27 protein-coding genes are annotated in these 16,835 nt (G+C 66.9%); all 27 read right to left on the bottom strand.

What is annotated here, in order from left to right; genetic code table 11:
• Nucleotides 1–11 precede the first annotated feature (11 nt).
• The 27 genes from OH804_RS31760 to rpsL all read right to left on the bottom strand — a co-directional run bounded on the left by OH804_RS31760 (nucleotide 12) and on the right by rpsL (nucleotide 16,665).
• On the bottom strand, nucleotides 12–665 hold the full coding sequence (locus tag OH804_RS31760; protein WP_088950228.1) for an adenylate kinase: 654 nt from the start codon (nucleotides 663–665) through the stop codon (nucleotides 12–14).
• Nucleotides 666–1,994 (bottom strand): preprotein translocase subunit SecY, encoded by a 1,329-nt coding sequence (gene secY, locus OH804_RS31755; RefSeq protein ID WP_112584818.1) that lies wholly within the window; start codon nucleotides 1,992–1,994, stop codon nucleotides 666–668.
• Between the two features lie 232 nt (nucleotides 1,995–2,226).
• Nucleotides 2,227–2,670: a 50S ribosomal protein L15 gene (rplO, locus tag OH804_RS31750; RefSeq protein ID WP_030329906.1), complete on the bottom strand. Its 444-nt coding sequence runs from the start codon at nucleotides 2,668–2,670 to the stop codon at nucleotides 2,227–2,229.
• Nucleotides 2,670–2,852: a 50S ribosomal protein L30 gene (gene rpmD, locus OH804_RS31745; RefSeq protein ID WP_007465262.1), complete on the bottom strand. Its 183-nt coding sequence runs from the start codon at nucleotides 2,850–2,852 to the stop codon at nucleotides 2,670–2,672. The genes rplO and rpmD overlap by 1 nt, the downstream gene beginning before the upstream one ends.
• Nucleotides 2,852–3,466, bottom strand: coding sequence for a 30S ribosomal protein S5 (gene rpsE, locus OH804_RS31740; protein WP_074314587.1), 615 nt, complete (start codon nucleotides 3,464–3,466; stop codon nucleotides 2,852–2,854). The genes rpmD and rpsE overlap by 1 nt, the downstream gene beginning before the upstream one ends.
• A gap of 33 nt (nucleotides 3,467–3,499) precedes the next feature.
• A complete protein-coding gene (gene rplR / locus OH804_RS31735) occupies nucleotides 3,500–3,889 on the bottom strand; it encodes a 50S ribosomal protein L18 (protein ID WP_030329901.1) in 390 nt (129 codons plus the stop codon).
• Nucleotides 3,886–4,428 (bottom strand): 50S ribosomal protein L6, encoded by a 543-nt coding sequence (gene rplF / locus OH804_RS31730; RefSeq protein WP_196919808.1) that lies wholly within the window; start codon nucleotides 4,426–4,428, stop codon nucleotides 3,886–3,888. The genes rplR and rplF overlap by 4 nt, the downstream gene beginning before the upstream one ends.
• 16 nt (nucleotides 4,429–4,444) lie before the next feature.
• The gene (rpsH, locus tag OH804_RS31725; RefSeq protein WP_007465270.1) at nucleotides 4,445–4,852 is read right to left on the bottom strand and encodes a 30S ribosomal protein S8; all 408 of its coding nucleotides are present in this window, start codon (nucleotides 4,850–4,852) and stop codon (nucleotides 4,445–4,447) included.
• A gap of 116 nt (nucleotides 4,853–4,968) precedes the next feature.
• A complete protein-coding gene (locus OH804_RS31720) occupies nucleotides 4,969–5,154 on the bottom strand; it encodes a type Z 30S ribosomal protein S14 (RefSeq protein WP_007465272.1) in 186 nt (61 codons plus the stop codon).
• Nucleotide 5,155: 1 nt separating this feature from the next.
• Nucleotides 5,156–5,722, bottom strand: coding sequence for a 50S ribosomal protein L5 (rplE, locus tag OH804_RS31715; protein ID WP_196919809.1), 567 nt, complete (start codon nucleotides 5,720–5,722; stop codon nucleotides 5,156–5,158).
• Complete coding sequence (rplX, locus tag OH804_RS31710) at nucleotides 5,722–6,042, bottom strand: 50S ribosomal protein L24 (RefSeq protein ID WP_172899047.1); 321 nt, start codon at nucleotides 6,040–6,042, stop codon at nucleotides 5,722–5,724. The genes rplE and rplX overlap by 1 nt, the downstream gene beginning before the upstream one ends.
• Nucleotides 6,039–6,407 (bottom strand): 50S ribosomal protein L14, encoded by a 369-nt coding sequence (gene rplN / locus OH804_RS31705; RefSeq protein ID WP_007465279.1) that lies wholly within the window; start codon nucleotides 6,405–6,407, stop codon nucleotides 6,039–6,041. Before rplN ends, rplX begins: the two co-directional genes overlap by 4 nt.
• A gap of 97 nt (nucleotides 6,408–6,504) precedes the next feature.
• The gene (gene rpsQ, locus OH804_RS31700) at nucleotides 6,505–6,783 is read right to left on the bottom strand and encodes a 30S ribosomal protein S17 (protein WP_030489590.1); all 279 of its coding nucleotides are present in this window, start codon (nucleotides 6,781–6,783) and stop codon (nucleotides 6,505–6,507) included.
• Complete coding sequence (gene rpmC, locus OH804_RS31695) at nucleotides 6,780–7,016, bottom strand: 50S ribosomal protein L29 (RefSeq protein WP_007465283.1); 237 nt, start codon at nucleotides 7,014–7,016, stop codon at nucleotides 6,780–6,782. The genes rpsQ and rpmC overlap by 4 nt, the downstream gene beginning before the upstream one ends.
• Complete coding sequence (gene rplP / locus OH804_RS31690; RefSeq protein WP_053653940.1) at nucleotides 7,016–7,441, bottom strand: 50S ribosomal protein L16; 426 nt, start codon at nucleotides 7,439–7,441, stop codon at nucleotides 7,016–7,018. The genes rpmC and rplP overlap by 1 nt, the downstream gene beginning before the upstream one ends.
• A gap of 3 nt (nucleotides 7,442–7,444) precedes the next feature.
• The gene (rpsC, locus tag OH804_RS31685; RefSeq protein ID WP_007465294.1) at nucleotides 7,445–8,314 is read right to left on the bottom strand and encodes a 30S ribosomal protein S3; all 870 of its coding nucleotides are present in this window, start codon (nucleotides 8,312–8,314) and stop codon (nucleotides 7,445–7,447) included.
• Entirely contained in the window at nucleotides 8,314–8,772 is a 459-nt protein-coding gene (gene rplV / locus OH804_RS31680) for a 50S ribosomal protein L22 (RefSeq protein ID WP_007465297.1), read from the bottom strand. Before rplV ends, rpsC begins: the two co-directional genes overlap by 1 nt.
• 41 nt (nucleotides 8,773–8,813) lie before the next feature.
• Entirely contained in the window at nucleotides 8,814–9,095 is a 282-nt protein-coding gene (gene rpsS / locus OH804_RS31675; RefSeq protein WP_007465299.1) for a 30S ribosomal protein S19, read from the bottom strand.
• 12 nt (nucleotides 9,096–9,107) lie between these two features.
• Complete coding sequence (gene rplB, locus OH804_RS31670; RefSeq protein ID WP_030329891.1) at nucleotides 9,108–9,947, bottom strand: 50S ribosomal protein L2; 840 nt, start codon at nucleotides 9,945–9,947, stop codon at nucleotides 9,108–9,110.
• 12 nt (nucleotides 9,948–9,959) lie between these two features.
• The gene (rplW, locus tag OH804_RS31665; RefSeq protein ID WP_007465304.1) at nucleotides 9,960–10,262 is read right to left on the bottom strand and encodes a 50S ribosomal protein L23; all 303 of its coding nucleotides are present in this window, start codon (nucleotides 10,260–10,262) and stop codon (nucleotides 9,960–9,962) included.
• Complete coding sequence (rplD, locus tag OH804_RS31660) at nucleotides 10,259–10,909, bottom strand: 50S ribosomal protein L4 (RefSeq protein ID WP_030489587.1); 651 nt, start codon at nucleotides 10,907–10,909, stop codon at nucleotides 10,259–10,261. The genes rplW and rplD overlap by 4 nt, the downstream gene beginning before the upstream one ends.
• Nucleotides 10,906–11,571, bottom strand: coding sequence for a 50S ribosomal protein L3 (rplC, locus tag OH804_RS31655; protein WP_030329888.1), 666 nt, complete (start codon nucleotides 11,569–11,571; stop codon nucleotides 10,906–10,908). The genes rplD and rplC overlap by 4 nt, the downstream gene beginning before the upstream one ends.
• An 11-nt stretch (nucleotides 11,572–11,582) precedes the next feature.
• Nucleotides 11,583–11,891 (bottom strand): 30S ribosomal protein S10, encoded by a 309-nt coding sequence (gene rpsJ / locus OH804_RS31650; protein ID WP_007073037.1) that lies wholly within the window; start codon nucleotides 11,889–11,891, stop codon nucleotides 11,583–11,585.
• Between the two features lie 350 nt (nucleotides 11,892–12,241).
• Nucleotides 12,242–13,435, bottom strand: a complete 1,194-nt coding sequence (tuf, locus tag OH804_RS31645) for an elongation factor Tu (protein ID WP_030489585.1) — start codon at nucleotides 13,433–13,435, stop codon at nucleotides 12,242–12,244.
• A 212-nt stretch (nucleotides 13,436–13,647) separates the two neighbouring features.
• On the bottom strand, nucleotides 13,648–15,744 hold the full coding sequence (fusA, locus tag OH804_RS31640) for an elongation factor G (protein WP_196919810.1): 2,097 nt from the start codon (nucleotides 15,742–15,744) through the stop codon (nucleotides 13,648–13,650).
• Between the two features lie 74 nt (nucleotides 15,745–15,818).
• Complete coding sequence (gene rpsG / locus OH804_RS31635) at nucleotides 15,819–16,289, bottom strand: 30S ribosomal protein S7 (RefSeq protein WP_007465317.1); 471 nt, start codon at nucleotides 16,287–16,289, stop codon at nucleotides 15,819–15,821.
• Between the two features lies 1 nt (nucleotide 16,290).
• On the bottom strand, nucleotides 16,291–16,665 hold the full coding sequence (rpsL, locus tag OH804_RS31630) for a 30S ribosomal protein S12 (RefSeq protein ID WP_007465318.1): 375 nt from the start codon (nucleotides 16,663–16,665) through the stop codon (nucleotides 16,291–16,293).
• Nucleotides 16,666–16,835: the final 170 nt, after the last annotated feature.

Below are 16,835 nucleotides of genomic sequence, written 5' to 3'. Positions count from 1 at the left end.
CCGGCCGGACCTCAGCCGCCGTACGACCGCAACGCGTCGATGGCCCGGGTGGTGACGTCCTCCACCGGCCCGGTGGCGTCGATCCCGACCAGCTTGCCCTGAGCGCCGTAGTAGTCGACCAGGGGTGCGGTCTTCTCGCTGTATTCGCGGAGCCGCGTGGCGATCGTCTCCGGCTTGTCGTCGTCGCGCTGGAACAGCTCGGCGCCGCACCGGTCACAGATGCCCGGCCGGGTGGTGGCGTCGAACTCGACGTGCCAGATCTTGCCGCAGCCCCGGCAGGTACGCCGACCGGAGAGCCGCCGGATCACCTCGTCGTCGTCCACGACCAACTCCAGGACCAGATCCAGGGCAGTGCCCAGATCGGCGAGGAGCTTGTCCAGAGCGGCCGCCTGCGGAGTGGTCCGCGGGAAGCCGTCGAGCAGGAAACCCTCGCTGGCGTCGGGCTCGGCCAGCCGGTCCCGGACCATGTTGATGGTGACCTCGTCCGGGACCAGCTCGCCCGCGTCCATGTACCGCTTCGCCTCGACACCGAGCGGAGTGCCCTGGGTGACGTTCGACCGAAAGATGTCTCCGGTCGAAATCTTCGGCACCGAGAGGTGCGCGGCGATGAACTCGGCCTGTGTGCCCTTGCCCGCGCCCGGCGGGCCAACCAGAACGAGTCTCATCTACCGCAGGAACCCTTCGTAGTTCCGCTGCATGAGTTGGCTCTCGATCTGCTTCACGGTCTCCAGACCGACGCCGACCATGATGAGCACAGCGGTGCCGCCGAACGGGAAGTTCTGGTACTGCTGGTTGTCCAGCCAGATGAAGAAGAAGTTCGGCAGGATCGAGATGACGCCGAGGTAGAGCGCGCCCGGCAGGGTGATCCGGCTGAGGATGAAGTCGAGGTAATCGGCCGTCGGCTTGCCCGGGCGGATACCCGGCACGAACCCGCCGTACTTCTTCATGTTGTCCGCGACCTCGGTCGGGTTGAACGTGATCGAGACGTAGAAGTACGTGAAGAAGATGATCAGCAGGAAGTAGACCGAGATGTAGATCGGGCTGCTCGGGTTGACCAGGTTGTTCTGGATCCACGACTGGGTCTTGCCCGGGTCGGTCTGGTCGAAGAACTGCAGTGCCAACTGCGGCAGGTAGAGCAGCGACGAGCCGAAGATGACCGGGATCACACCCGCCTGGTTGACCTTGAGCGGGATGTAGGTCGAGGTGCCGCCGTACATCCGTCGGCCGATCATCCGCTTGGCGTACTGCACCGGGATCCGGCGCTGCGCCTGCTCGATGAACGTGACAGCGGTGATGACCACCAGGACCAGCGCGATGACCAGGGCGAACATGTCCCAGCCCTTGCTGGTCTTGATCTGCCAGCCCTCGCTGGGCAGCCGCGCCGCGATCGAGGTGAAGATCAGGACGGACATGCCGTTGCCGACGCCGCGGTCGGTGATCAGCTCACCGAGCCACATGACCATGCCGGTGCCGGCGGTCATCGTCATCACCAGGATGGCCAGGGTCAGCCAGTCCGGGATACCGGTGCCGGTGGGGATGATCGGGAACTGGTCGCAGCGGTTCTGGAACAGCTGGCCCGAGCGGGCCAGCGCCACGAACGCCGAGGCCTGCAGCACACCGAGACCGAGGGTCAGGTAGCGCGTGTACTGGGTGATCTTCGCCTGACCGGCCTGGCCCTCCTTGCGGAGCTGCTCCAGGCGGGGGATCACGACGGTCAGCAGCTGCAAGATGATCGACGCGGTGATGTAGGGCATGATGCCCAGCGCGAAGACCGAGAGCTGTAGCAGCGCTCCGCCGGAGAAGAGGTTGAGCAGGTTCACCACCCCGGTGGTGTCACCCTGGATGGTGTCGAGGCACTTCTGCACGTTGCCGTACGAGACGCCCGGGCTGGGGAGCGTTGCACCCAGCCGGTAGACCGCGATGATGCCTACTGTGAACAGCAGCTTCTTGCGCAGGTCAGGCGTACGGAACGCACTGAGAAAGGCGGACAGCAACTTCTTCCTCCTGCGCGAGGCGGGCCGCCGGTGATCCCTGGCGGGTCGGGGTGGATCACGGGCGAGTGCCCGCAATCCATGGCTGGGATGGGACTCTAACAGCCTCACCCCGGTCCGGGCAGATGCGCCCGACTACATAAATCGATTCCGATATTACCGGGCGCTCACGCCCCAGGCAGACCATGGCGCCCGCCAGTTGCTCTCAACTGGACGGGCGCCATGGTCGTACGCCTTACAGCTCGGTGACGGAGCCACCGGCGGCAGCGATCTTCTCCTTGGCCGACGCACTGAACGCGTGCGCCGACACCTGGAGCGCCACACCGCCGAGATCCCCGGTGCCGAGGACCTTGACCGGGTGACCCTTGCGGACCGCGCCGGACTCAACCAGCTCCAGCGGGCCGACCTGACCACCGTTCGGGAACAGCTCAGCGAGTCGGTCCAGGTTGACCACCTGGAAGACGACCTTGAACTTGTTCTTGAAGCCCTTCATCTTCGGCAGGCGCATGTGGATGGGCATCTGCCCACCCTCGAACGCCGCCGAGATGTTCTTGCGGGCCTTGGAGCCCTTCGTACCGCGACCAGCGGTCTTGCCCTTGGAACCCTCACCGCGACCCACACGGGTCTTCGCGGTCTTGGAACCGGGCGCCGGGCGCAGGTGATGCACCTTGATCGTCATTACTCGACCTCCTCGACCTTCACGAGGTGGCTCACAGTGAAGATCATGCCGCGGATCTCGGGCCGGTCCTCCTTGACCACCACGTCGTTGATCCGCTTGAGACCGAGCGAACGCAGCGACTCACGCTGGTTGTGCTTGGTCCCGATACCGGACCGGAGCTGGGTGACCTTCAGGCGTGCCATCAGTGCGCCACCCCCGCACGCGACGCCAGCATGGCGGCCGGCGCGACGTCCTCCACCGGCAGACCACGACGCGCCGCGACCTGCTCGGGGGACTCAAGCCCCTTCAGGGCCGCCACGGTGGCGTGCACGATGTTGATCGGGTTCGACGAGCCGAGGCTCTTGGAGAGCACGTCGTGGATCCCAGCGCACTCCAGCACGGCACGCACCGGCCCACCGGCGATGACACCCGTACCGGCCGAGGCCGGCTTGAGCAGCACCACACCAGCGGCGTCCTCACCCGTCACCGGGTGCGGGATCGACTGACCGATCCGCGGGACCTTGAAGAAGTGCTTCTTGGCCTCCTCGACACCCTTGGCGATGGCCGCGGGCACCTCCTTGGCCTTTCCGTAGCCCACGCCGACCGTGCCGTCGCCGTCGCCCACGATCACCAGGGCGGTGAAGCTGAAGCGACGACCACCCTTCACGACCTTGGCGACGCGGTTGATCGCGACGACCCGCTCAAGGTGCGGGGTCTTCTCGACGGGCGCGTTTCCGCGGCCGCCCTCACGGCGGTTGTCGCGGCGACCACCCTCGTTGCCACCGGACCCGCCGCCACGGCGCTGTTGACCTGGCATCAGCAGCCTTCCTTCTCTCTCGTGACGGGGTTGTTAGAACTCGAGCCCGGCTTCGCGGGCGGCGTCGGCAAGCGCGGCGACTCGCCCCGCGTACCGGTTGCCGCCGCGGTCGAAGACGACCTTGGAGACGCCGGCGGCCTTGGCCCGCTCGGCGAGCAGCGCGCCCACCTTGCCAGCCAGGGCGCTCTTGTCGCCCTCCGCACCGCGCAGCGAGGCGTCCAGGGTCGACGCCGACGCCAGGGTGTGACCCTTGGTGTCGTCGACGATCTGGGCGACCATGTGCCGCAGCGAGCGGGTGACGACCAGGCGCGGACGCTCGGCCGTACCGCTGACGTTCTTGCGGACGCGGAAGTGTCGACGCGCACGCCCAACGGCGCGCTTGGCGGCGACACCGCGGCGGCGCTTGAGCAGCGTGGCGCTCACTTCTTACCTGCCTTTCCAGCCTTGCGGCGGATGACCTCGCCCTGGTACTTGACGCCCTTGCCCTTGTAGGGCTCCGGCGGGCGGATCTTCCGGATGTTGGCGGCGACCTCACCGACCTGCTGCTTGTCGATGCCAGCCACGTGGAACAGGGTCGGCCGCTCCACCGTGAAGGTGATGCCCGCCGGGGCGGGGACGACCACCGGGTGCGAGAACCCGAGCGCGAACTCGAGGTCCGAACCCTTGGCGGTGACCCGGTAACCGGTGCCGGCGATCTCCAGGCTCTTGCGGTAGCCCTCGGTGACCCCGACGATCATGTTGGCAACCAGCGTACGGCTCAGGCCGTGGAGTTCCTTGGCCTTGCGCTCGTCGTTCGGCCGGTTGACGCTCAGCTCCCCACCCTCGGCGCGCTCGATCGTGATCGGCTCGGCGAGGGTGTGCTCAAGCTGGCCCTTGGGGCCCTTGACCTTGACGGTCTGCCCGTCGATCGTGATGTCGACGCCGGCTGGTACCGGGATCGACTTACGTCCAATTCGCGACATTTCTACCTGTCTCCCGTTACCAGACGAAGGCGAGGACTTCCCCGCCAACACTCCGCTTGCGGGCCTGCCGGTCGGTCAGCAGCCCCTGGGACGTCGAAATGATCGCCACGCCCAGCCCACCGAGCACCCGCGGGAGCCCGTCCGACTTGGCGTACACCCGGAGACCGGGCTTGGACACGCGCTTGATGCCGGCCAGGCTCCGCTCGCGGTTCTGGCCGTACTTCAGCTCGACGACCAGTCGCTTGCCGACGGCACCCTCCTCGGGCTCCTCGACCGACCAGGTGGCGATGTAACCCTCGGCCTTCAGGACCTCGGCGATGTTCGCCTTGATCTTGGAGTAGGGCATCTTCACCTGATCGTGGTACGCCTGGTTGGCGTTACGCAGACGCGTGAGCATGTCTGCGATCGGGTCGGTCATCGTCATGGATTTCGTCAGCCTTTCTCGCCGGGGTTCCCGGGGCATCAGCCCCGGGCCTACGGCGAAGAGCAATACCTAATCGGTGCAGGAGTTCCCGGCCGACGGCCGGGACGCGGTCGCCCTTACCAGGAAGCCTTGGACACGCCCGGCAGCTCACCGCGGTGAGCCATCTCCCGGATGCAGACCCGGCAGAGCCCGAACTTGCGGTAGACCGCCTTCGGACGCCCGCACCGCTGGCAGCGGGTGTACGCGCGAACCGAGAACTTCGGCTTCGCGGCCGCCTTGATGATCAGCGCCTTCTTGGCCATCTCAGTTCTCCTTGAACGGGAAGCCCAGGAGCTTGAGCAGCGCCCGGCCCTCGTCGTCGGTCGTGGCGGTCGTGACCACCGTGATGTCCATGCCCCGCTGGCGATCGATCCGGTCCTGGTCGATCTCGTGGAACACCGACTGCTCGGTCAGACCGAACGTGTAGTTGCCGTGCCCGTCCAGCTTGCGCCCGTCCAGGCCGCGGAAGTCGCGGATACGCGGCAGCGCGATGGAGAGCAGCCGGTCCATGAACTCCCACATCCGGTCGCCGCGAAGGGTGACCTTCGCGCCGATCGGCATGCCCTCGCGGAGCTTGAACTGCGCGATGGACTTGGTCGCCCGCCGCACCTGCGGCTTCTGGCCGGTGATCGTGGCGAGGTCGCGGACCGCACCGTCGATCAGCTTGGCGTCGCGAGCAGCCTCGCCGACACCCATGTTGACGACGATCTTGACCAGCCGCGGCACCTGCATGGGGTTGCCGTAGCTGTGCTGCTCACGCAGCTGGGCCACGATCTCGTTGCGGTACCGCTCCTTGAGGCGCGGCAGGGTCTTTTCGGTAGCCGTGGTCATCACAGGTCCTTACCGGTGCTACGCGCGATGCGGACCTTCTGGCCGTTGTCGTCGATCCGGTAACCGACGCGGGTCGGCTTGCCGTCGGAGTCCAGGACCTGCACGTTCGAGACGTGGATCGGGGCCTCCTGAGTGACGATGCCGCCGGTCTTGGCGCCACGCTGGGTGGTGCTGATGCGAGTGTGCTTCTTGACCCGGTTCACGCCCTCGACCAGGACCTTGTCCTGCCGCGGGTAGGCCTGAATGACCTTGCCCTTGGCACCCTTGTCCTTGCCGGCGATGACGACGACCGTGTCGCCCTTCTTGACCTTCACGGTCACAACACCTCCGGCGCGAGGGAAATAATCTTCATGAACCGCTTGTCCCGCAGCTCCCGGCCCACCGGGCCGAAGATACGGGTTCCACGCGGGTCCCCGCCGTCCTTGATGATGACGGCGGCGTTCTCGTCGAAGCGGATGTACGAGCCGTCCGGACGACGCCTCTCCTTGGCCGTGCGAACGACGACAGCCTTGACGACGTCGCCCTTCTTCACACCGGCACCCGGGATCGCGTCCTTGACCGTGGCCACGATGACGTCGCCGATGCTCGCGTAGCGCCGACCCGAGCCGCCGAGAACCCGGATGCACAGGATCTCCCGAGCACCCGTGTTGTCGGCGACGCGCAGTCGCGACTCCTGCTGAATCACGTCTATCTCCTATGTCTGCCGGTTCTCCGGCCGCCGTAGCGGCCGGAGCCTGGCGGAACCTACGCCCGACGCAACGCCGGGCGAGCTCGAGCCTTCGCTACTTGGCCTTTTCCAGGATCTCCACGATCCGCCAACGCTTGGTGGCGCTCAGCGGCCGGGTCTCCATGATGAGAACCCGGTCACCGGTGCCAGCGGCGTTCTGCTCGTCGTGCACCTTCAGCTTGGCCGTACGGCGCATGATCTTGCCGTACAGCGCGTGCCGAACCCGGTCCTCGACCTCGACAACGACGGTCTTGTCCATCTTGTCGCTGATCACCAGGCCCTCGCGGACCTTGCGGCGCGACCGCGCGGCGGCGGTGGCGGTCTCTTCGGTCATGATGCAGTCACCTCAGTCGGCGCGGCCGAGAGCCCCAGCTCGCGCTCACGCATGATCGTGTAGATCCGGGCGATCTCCCGACGGATGACCTGCAACCGCCGGTTGTTGTCCAGCTGCCCGGTTGCGGCCTGCACGCGGAGGTTGAACAGCTCCGCCTTGGCCTCCCGCAGCTTCGTGACCAGCTCCTCTTCGGAGAGCTCACGCAGCTCGGTCGCCTTAACGCCCGCTGCCATCAGGATTCACCCACTTCGCGCGTAACAATGCGGCACTTCATCGGGAGCTTGTGGATCGCGCGACGCATGGCCTCTCGCGCGGTCTGCTCGTTGGGGAAGGACATCTCGAAGAGAACCCGCCCCGGCTTGACGTTGGCGACCCACCACTCGGGCGAACCCTTACCGGAACCCATCCGGGTCTCGGCAGGCTTCTTGGTGAGGGCCTGGTCCGGGAAGATCGTGATCCAGACCTTGCCACCACGCTTGATGTGGCGAGTCATCGCGATACGTGCCGACTCGATCTGTCGGTTCGTCACGTACGCCGGCTCGAGAGCCTGGATTCCGAACTCGCCGAACACCACCCGGTTACCACCCTTGGACGCGCCACTGCGGTCCGGGTGGTGCGGCTTGCGGAAGCCCTTCGGGGGCTTGCGCGGCATCAGCATCTGTCAGCCCTCCTGCTGCGTTTCTGCCGGAGCAGCAGCGGCGGCGACAGCTGCGCTGTCCACCGGCTCGCCGCTCGGCGTCTCGGCCTGCTGCGCGATGGTGGTCGCAGCAGCCCGACCGGCCTCGGTGCCACCAGCCGTGGTGCCGGACGAACCCGACCGGCCACGGCGCGGACGCTCGGGACGGTCGCCGCGCTCACCACGACGCGGGCGGGACGGACCGGCCTCGGCCGGAGCCTCCCGGCCCGGGACGGCGTCGCCCTTGTAGATCCAGACCTTCACACCGATCCGACCGAACGTGGTACGGGCCTCGAAGAAGCCGTACTCGATGTTGGCCCGCAGCGTGTGCAGCGGAACCCGGCCCTCACGGTAGAACTCGGTCCGGCTCATCTCGGCGCCGCCGAGGCGACCCGAAACCTGAACCCGGATGCCCTTGCAGACCGGGTTCTTCATCGCCGACTGCATGGCCTTGCGCATCGCCCGACGGAAGCTGACCCGGCTGGACAGCTGCTCGGCCACGCCCTGCGCGACCAGCTGAGCGTCCGACTCGGGGTTCTTCACCTCGATGATGTTCAGCTGAACCTGCTTGCCGGTGAGCTTCTCAAGCTCTCCGCGGATCCGGTCGGCCTCCGCACCCTTACGGCCGATGACGATGCCCGGCCGGGCGGTGTGGATGTCGACCCGGACCCGGTCGCGGGTGCGCTCGATGTCGACCTTGGAAATCCCGGCACGCTCGAGGCCCTTGGACATCATGCGGCGGATCTTGACATCCTCGCCGATGTAGTCCTTGTAGAGCTTGTCCGCGAACCAGCGGGACTTCCAGTCGGTCGAGATGCCGAGCCGGAACCCAGTGGGGTGAACCTTCTGACCCATTACTCGGCGTCCTCCGTCTTGCTCTGCGCTTCGGCCGGTGCGGCCTCCGTGGCCGGGGCGGCCTTCTTCGCCGCGGCCTTCCTCGGCGCTGCCGGCGCGACCGCTTCGACCGCCACGGTGATGTGGCAGGTGCGCTTGCGGATTCGGTACGCCCGACCCTGCGCCCGCGGCTGGAACCGCTTCATCGTCGGGCCCTCGTCCACGAAGGCCTCGCTGACGAGCAGCGCGTCGGGGTCCAGCCGCTCGTTGTTCTCCGCGTTGGCGATCGCGCTAGCGAGCACCTTGTACACCTGCTCGCTCGCAGCCTGCGGCGCGAACTGCAGCACCGTGAGCGCCTCCTTCGCGGGCAGGCCGCGGACGAGGTTGACCACCCGGCGCGCCTTCATCGGCGAGATGCGCACGTGCCGCGCAACCGCCCGCGCGCCCGGAAGCACCGGAGCGTCGCCCTTTCCTGGCATCGCTGTAACCCCTTGTTCCCTCTATCCGTATGCCCGCGGCGTCAGCGCCGACGGCTCTTCCGGTCGTCCTTCTCGTGACCCTTGAACGTGCGGGTCAGCGCGAACTCGCCGAGCTTGTGCCCGACCATCGCCTCGGTCACGAACACCGGGACGTGCTTGCGTCCGTCATGCACGGCGATCGTGTGCCCCAGCATCTCGGGGATGATCGTCGAGCGCCGCGACCAGGTCTTGATCACGTTCTTGGAGCCCTTGTCGTTCTGAACTTCCACCTTCTTGAGCAGGTGGTCGTCTACGAACGGGCCCTTCTTCAGGCTGCGAGGCATGTCTTATCTCCCTCAGCCGCGCTTACGCGTGGCGTAGCGGCGGCGGACGATCAGCCGGTCACTCGGCTGGCCCTTACGGCGGGTGCGGCCCTCGGGCTTACCCTGCGGGTTGACCGGGTGGCGACCACCGGAGGTCTTACCCTCACCACCACCGTGCGGGTGGTCGACCGGGTTCATGGCGACACCACGGACGGTCGGGCGCTTGCCCTTCCACCGCATCCGGCCGGCCTTACCCCAGTTGATGTTCGACTGGTCGGCGTTGCCGATCTCGCCGATGCTGGCGCGGCAGCGCACGTCCACCCGCCGGATCTCACCGGACGGCATACGCAGGGTCGCGTACGCGCCCTCGCGGCCGAGCAGCTGGATGCCGACGCCGGCGGAACGGGCCAGCTTGGCCCCGCCACCCGGACGCAGCTCCACGTTGTGGATCGTGGTACCGACCGGGATGTTGCGCAGCGGCAGGTTGTTACCCGGCTTGATGTCGGCGCCCGGGCCGGACTCGACGCGGTCGCCCTGCTTCATGTCCTTCGGCGCGATGATGTACCGCTTCTCGCCGTCGGCGTAGTGCAGCAGCGCGATACGCGCCGTGCGGTTCGGGTCGTACTCGATGTGAGCGACCTTCGCCGGCACGCCGTCCTTGTCGACCCGCTTGAAGTCGATCAGACGGTACTGGCGCTTGTGACCGCCACCGTGGTGCCGCGTGGTGATCCGGCCGTGGGCGTTACGCCCGCCCTTCTTCGGCAACGGAGCCAGCAGCGACTTTTCCGGCGTGGACCGGGTGATCTCGGCGAAGTCAGCGACACTCGAGCCACGTCGGCCCGGCGTCGTCGGCTTGTACTTACGGATAGCCATTGTCTACACCCCTCAGCTGACCGGGCCGCCGAAGGCCTCGATGCGGTCACCGTCAGCCAGCTTCACGATCGCCCGCTTGGTCGCCTTGCGCTGACCGAAGCCGGTCTTGGTGCGCTTGCGCTTACCCTGGCGGTTGAGCGTGTTGACCGTCAGGACGCGGACGTTGAAGATCTGCTGGATAGCGATCTTGATCTCGGTCTTGTTCGCGTCCGGGTGCACCAGGAAGGTGTACCAGTTCCGGTTCAGCTCGCTGTAGCTCTTCTCCGAGACGACCGGCGCCACGATGATGTCGCGCGGGTCGGCGATCGTGCTCACTTGCCACCCTCCTCGGTGGTCTCGGCGGGCACGCCCAGGAACTCGTCCAGGGCGTCCTTGGTGAAGACCACGTCGTCGGCCACCAGCACGTCGTACGTGTTCAGCTGGCCGGACTCGATCAGGTGCACCCGCGGCTCGTTGCGCAGCGACACCCAGTTCAGCTCGTCGGTGCTGCTCAGCACGACCAGGACCCGACGGGCCTCGGTGAGCTTGGTCAGCGTGGCCAGGGCCGCCTTGGTCGACGGCTTCTCGCCCGAGACGAACGCCTCGACGACGTGCACCTGCCCGGCGCGGGCCCGGTCGGAGAGGGCACCGCGCAGAGCGGCGGCCTTCATCTTCTTCGGGGTCCGCTGGCTGTAGTCGCGCGGCACGGGACCGTGCACGACGCCACCGCCGGCGAACTGCGGCGCGCGGATCGAGCCCTGCCGGGCGCGACCGGTGCCCTTCTGCTTGTACGGCTTCTTGCCGCCACCGGCGACCTCGCCGCGGGTCTTGGCCTTGTGCGTGCCCTGTCGGGCCGCCGCGAGCTGGGCCACCACGACCTGGTGCATCAGCGCGACGTTGGCCTGCACGTCGAAGATGTCCTCCGGCAGCTCGACCGAGCCGCTGGTGGTGCCTTCGACGGTGCGCACGTCAACGGTGGTCACTTGGCCGCACCGCCCTTCTTCACCTTGCTCTTGGCCGCGGTACGGACCAGAACGAGCGCGCCCTTCGGACCAGGGATGGCACCCCGGACGAGCAGCAGGTTGTTCTCGGTGTCGACCGCCTGGACGGTGAGGTTCTGCACGGTGTACCGCACGCCACCCATCCGGCCGGCCATCCGGGTGCCCTTGAAGACACGACCCGGAGTGGCGCAGGCGCCGATGGAGCCGGGCGAGCGGTGCTTGCGCTCGACACCGTGGCTGGCGCGCAGACCGTGGAAGCCGTGCCGCTTCATCGGGCCGGCGTAGCCCTTGCCCTTGGTCTTGCCGGTGACGTCGATGGTGACGCCGGCCGGGAACTCCTCGACAGTGACTTCCTGGCCGAGCGAGTATTCCCCAGCGTCCGTGGTGCGCAGCTCGACGATGTGCCGGCGCGGCGCCACGTCCGCCTTGGCGTAGTGCCCGCTGATCGGCTTCTTGACCTTGCGCGGGTCGATGGTGCCGTATGCCAGCTGGACCGCTGAGTAACCGTCCTTCTCGGCGCTACGAACCTGGCTGATGACGCACGGGCCGGCCTCGACCACGGTCACGGGAACAACACGGTTGTTGTCCCAGACCTGGGTCATGCCGAGCTTGGCGCCCAGGATCCCCTTGACTTGCCTGTCCATTTGTCCGGTCCCTACAGCTTGATCTCGATGTCGACGCCAGCCGGCAGGTCGAGGCGCATGAGCGAGTCGACCGTCTTCGGGGTCGGGTCGATGATGTCGATCAGCCGCTTGTGCGTGCGCATCTCGAAGTGCTCGCGCGAGTCCTTGTACTTGTGCGGCGAGCGGATAACGCAGAAACGGTTGATCTCCGTGGGCAGCGGCACCGGGCCCGCGACCTGCGCCCCGGTGCGCGTCACCGTCTCGACGATCTTCCGAGCCGAGGAGTCGACGACCTCGTGGTCATAGGCCTTGAGCCGGATGCGGATCTTCTGTCCCGCCATGGTGGCTTCTGTTCCTTCTCTCGATGCCGCTGTGTTGCGGGCGCCTGTACCGGCTGGCACAGGCCCACTTCGCCGACCCCCGCGGTCGGGCGTGTCGCGCCCTCGGGCCGGGCTCCGCCCCGTGGTTCCGGAGTGGTGCTGACCGCGCGGTGGGTCAAGGCGCCGATCGCATTACCGCGACCTGAACGCCGTGCGAGGGTGGTTGGCGACTGGGCCGCCAACCACCCTACGCTCGACTGCCTCGCCACCCGGAGGTTCAGCGAAAGCCGAACACAGGCGACGAACTGTCGTTACGCAACCTGACTAGTATGCCGCACGACCGGCGGCGGGTCTAATCGGGGTTACCTAGCTCACTTGTTGATCTTGGTGACGAACCCGGCGCCGACGGTGCGGCCACCCTCGCGGATCGCGAACTTGAGGTTCTCCTCCATGGCGATGGGCTGGATCAGCTTCACCGACATGGAGGTGTTGTCACCCGGCATGACCATCTCGGTGCCCTCGGGGAGGGTGACGACACCGGTGACGTCCGTGGTCCGGAAGTAGAACTGCGGACGGTAGTTCTGGAAGAACGGGGTGTGCCGGCCGCCCTCCTCCTTGGAGAGGATGTAGACCGTCGCCTCGAACTCCGTGTGCGGGGTGTTCGAGCCCGGCTTCACGACGACCATGCCGCGCTCGACCTCGTCGCGCTTGGTACCACGCAGCAGCAGGCCGACGTTCTCGCCTGCGCGGGCGTCGTCCAGGGTCTTCCGGAACATCTCGATCGCGGTGACCTTGGTCTTGAAGCTCTTCTCCTTGATACCGACGAGCTCAACATCCTCGTTCGGCAGGAGAACGCCGCGCTCCACGCGACCGGTGACGACGGTGCCACGACCGGTGATCGTGAAGACGTCCTCAACCGGCATCAGGAACGGCTTGTCAACCTCGCGCTCCGGCTGCGGGATCGAGGTGTCGACAGCCGTCATCAGGTCCAGCAGCTTGCCGGTCCACTCGGGGTCACCCTCGAGGGCCTTCAGCGCCGAGACCCGAACGACCGGCAGGTCGTCACCCGGGTACTCCTGCGAGGAGAGCAGCTCACGGACCTCGAGCTCGACGAGCTCCAGGAGCTCCTCGTCATCGACCATGTCGCTCTTGTTGAGCGCCACGACGATGTACGGCACACCGACCTGACGGGCCAGCAGCACGTGCTCGCGGGTCTGCGGCATCGGGCCGTCGGTCGCCGCGACCACCAGGATCGCGCCGTCCATCTGCGCGGCACCGGTGATCATGTTCTTGATGTAGTCGGCGTGACCAGGGCAGTCGACGTGCGCGTAGTGCCGCGACTCGGTCTGGTACTCGACGTGCGCGATCGAGATCGTGATGCCGCGGGCCTTCTCCTCCGGCGCCTTGTCGATCTCGTCGAACGGCGTGTAGGGGTTCAGGTCCGGGTACTGGTCGTGCAGGACCTTGGTGATGGCCGCCGTCAGCGTCGTCTTACCGTGGTCGATGTGACCAATGGTGCCGATGTTGACGTGCGGCTTAGTCCGCTCGAACTTAGCCTTCGCCACTGGTGTCCTCCTGTGGACTTCTTGGTTCGTACGCCCGGCGCGCCGGTCGGCGCTTAGGACTCTGTCGACAGCCTTTCCGGCCTGACGGCCGGAGAGCCTTTGTGGGTTCTGCGGCGATGAAGCCTACAGGCCCGGTCTCACGCGATCCGATCGTGGTGGCCGCGGGCGGGTGAACCCTCCCGCGACCAACCACGAATCACCAGCTCAGGGCTTTACTCGCCCGTTGCCTTGGCGATGATCTCCTTCGCGACGCTCTGCGGAACCTCGGCGTAGGAGTCGAACTGCATGCTGTAGCTAGCCCGGCCCTGGGTCTTCGACCGCAGGTCGCCGACGTAGCCGAACATCTCCGACAACGGCACCAGGGCCCGGACGATGCGGGCGCCGCTGCGCTCCTCCATCGCCTGGATGATGCCGCGGCGGGAGTTGAGGTCACCGATGACGTCACCCATGTTCTCCTCAGGAGTGGTGACTTCAACGGCCATCATCGGCTCGAGCAACGCAGGGTCGGCCTTGCGGGCCGCGTCCTTCATCACCATCGAGCCGGCGATCTTGAATGCCATTTCCGACGAGTCGACCTCGTGGTACTGGCCGTCCAGCAGGGTCAGCTTGACGCCGACCAGCGGGAAGCCCGCCAGGATGCCGTACTGCAGCGCGTCCTGCGCACCGGCGTCCACCGAGGGGATGAACTCCCGGGGGATGCGGCCGCCGCTGACGGCGTTGGCGAACTCGTAGGTCGGCGAGTCGTTGTCCAGCGGAAGCGGCTCGACGCTCACGATCACGCGGGCGTACTGGCCGGAACCACCGGTCTGCTTCTTGTGGGTGTACTCGACCTTGTCCACCTTGCGGCGGATGGTCTCGCGGTACGCCACCTGCGGCTTGCCGACGTTGGCCTCGACGTTGAACTCGCGGCGCATCCGGTCGACCAGGATGTCCAGGTGCAGCTCACCCATGCCGGAGATGACCGTCTGACCGGTCTCCTCGTCCAGCTGGACGCGGAAGGTCGGGTCCTCCTCGGCCAGGCGCTGGATGGCAGTACCCAGCTTCTCCTGGTCGGACTTGGTCTTCGGCTCGATCGCCACCGAGATGACCGGCTCCGGGAACGTCATCGACTCCAGGATGACCGGGTTCGCCGGGTCGGAGAGAGTGTCGCCGGTGGTGGTCTGCTTGAGACCCTGCACGGCGATGATGTCGCCGGCCTGCGCCGACGGACGCTCTTCCCGCTTGTTGGCGTGCATCTGGTAGATCTTGCCGATCCGCTCCTTGCGGTCCTTGGTGGAGTTGACCACCTGAGAACCGGAATCGAGCGTGCCGGAGTAGACCCGCACGTAGGTGAGCTTGCCCAGGTGCTTGTCGGTCTGGATCTTGAAGGCCAGGCCGGAGAAGGGCTCCGAGTTGGACGGCTTACGCAGCAGCGGGGTCTCGCCGTCGGTGGCCGTACCCTCGATCGCCGGAACGTCCAGCGGCGACGGCAGGAAGTCGACAACGGCGTCGAGCATGGGCTGGACGCCCTTGTTCTTGAACGCCGAGCCGCACAGCACCGGGTTGGCCTTGCCGGCGATGGTGGCACGCCGGATGGCGGCCTTGATCTCCTCGACGGAGACCTCTTCGCCTTCCAGGTACTTCTCCATCACCGAGTCGTCGACGTCGGCGAGGGTCTCCATCAGCTTCTCGCGCCACTCGGCAGCGGAGTCGGCCAGGTCGGCCGGGATCTCCTCGACCGCGTAGTCCTCACCCTTCTGGGTCTCCCCGCGCCAGGTGAGGGCGCGCATGCCGATCAGGTCAACGACACCGATGTGGTCGCCCTCGAGCCCGATCGGGATCTGGAGCACCAGCGGGGTGGCGTTCAGCCGGTCGATCATCATCTGCACGCAGCGGAAGAAGTCGGCGCCGGTCCGGTCGAGCTTGTTGACGAAGCACATGCGCGGGACGTTGTACTTGTCGGCCTGCCGCCAGACGTTCTCCGTCTGCGGCTCCACGCCGGCGACACCGTCGTAAACCGCGACCGCACCATCCAGGACCCGCAGCGACCGCTCGACCTCGACCGTGAAGTCGACGTGACCAGGCGTGTCGATGATCTGGATCGTGTGGTCTTTCCACTCACACTTGGTAGCAGCGGAGGTGATGGTGATACCACGCTCCTGCTCCTGCTCCATCCAGTCCATGACGGCAGCGCCCTCGTGGACCTCACCGATCTTGTACGTGATGCCGGTGTAGAACAGGATTCGCTCGGTGGTCGTGGTCTTACCAGCATCGATGTGCGCCATGATGCCGATGTTGCGTACCTTGGCGAGCGCGTCTGCGGCGGCCACTTCAATCCCTACTTATCGTCGTCTCGACTCAACTGGTGGCGGTTCCGGCGCCCGGAGGCGCCGGAACCAGGGTGTTACCAGCGGTAGTGCGCGAAGGCCTTGTTCGACTCGGCCATCTTGTGCGTGTCCTCGCGCCGCTTGACGGCGGCACCGAGGCCGTTGCTCGCGTCCAGCAGCTCGTTCATCAGCCGCTCGACCATGGTCTTCTCGCGACGGGCGCGGGAGTACGTGACCAGCCAGCGCAGGCCCAGGGTGGTCGCCCGGGTCGGGCGGACCTCGACCGGAACCTGGTAGGTGGCGCCACCGACACGACGGCTGCGCACCTCGAGGGTCGGCTTGACGTTGTCCATCGCCCGCTTGAGGGTGACGACCGGGTCGGTGCCGGACTTCTCGCGGCAGCCCTCGAGGGCCGCGTACACGATCGACTCGGCGAGCTGACGCTTGCCGCGGAGCAGGATCTTGTTCACCAGCTGGGTGACCAGCGGCGAGTTGTACACCGGGTCAGCGACCAGTGGCCGCCGCGGAGCGGGTCCCTTACGCGGCATGTCAGCTCTTCTCCTTCTTCGCGCCGTAACGGCTGCGCGCCTGCTTGCGGTTACGGACACCCTGGGTGTCCAGCGAGCCGCGAACGATCTTGTAACGCACGCCGGGGAGGTCCTTCACCCGGCCACCGCGAACGAGCACGATCGAGTGCTCCTGCAGGTTGTGACCGACGCCGGGGATGTAGGCGGTCACCTCGATCTGGCTGCTGAGCTTCACGCGAGCGACCTTGCGCAGCGCCGAGTTCGGCTTCTTAGGGGTGGTGGTGTACACGCGGGTGCACACGCCGCGCCGCTGAGGAGAACCCTTCAGCGCCGGGGTCTTGGTCTTGGTCGTCTTCGCCTGGCGGCCCTTTCGGACCAGCTGCTGGATCGTGGGCACCGGGTTTCTCCGCTCCCTTCGGCCGCGTTAGCGGCCGCGCCGTCTGCTCGTTAGCCGGCCTGATGACCGGCTCTCCTACATTCCGACCAGGGTCGCCTTGCGGAGACCCCGGCACCCGCGGTCGGGCGTGTCGCCCTCGTCACGGCCCCGTTGCGACGCTCTCGCGTGCG

Origin of the sequence: Micromonospora sp. NBC_00860, assembly GCF_045207375.1 — a bacterium.
Classification (GTDB): domain Bacteria; phylum Actinomycetota; class Actinomycetes; order Mycobacteriales; family Micromonosporaceae; genus Micromonospora; species Micromonospora vinacea.
The sequence above is the reverse complement of the archived record's forward strand: the minus strand, read 5'-3'. Positions and strand labels throughout refer to the sequence as shown.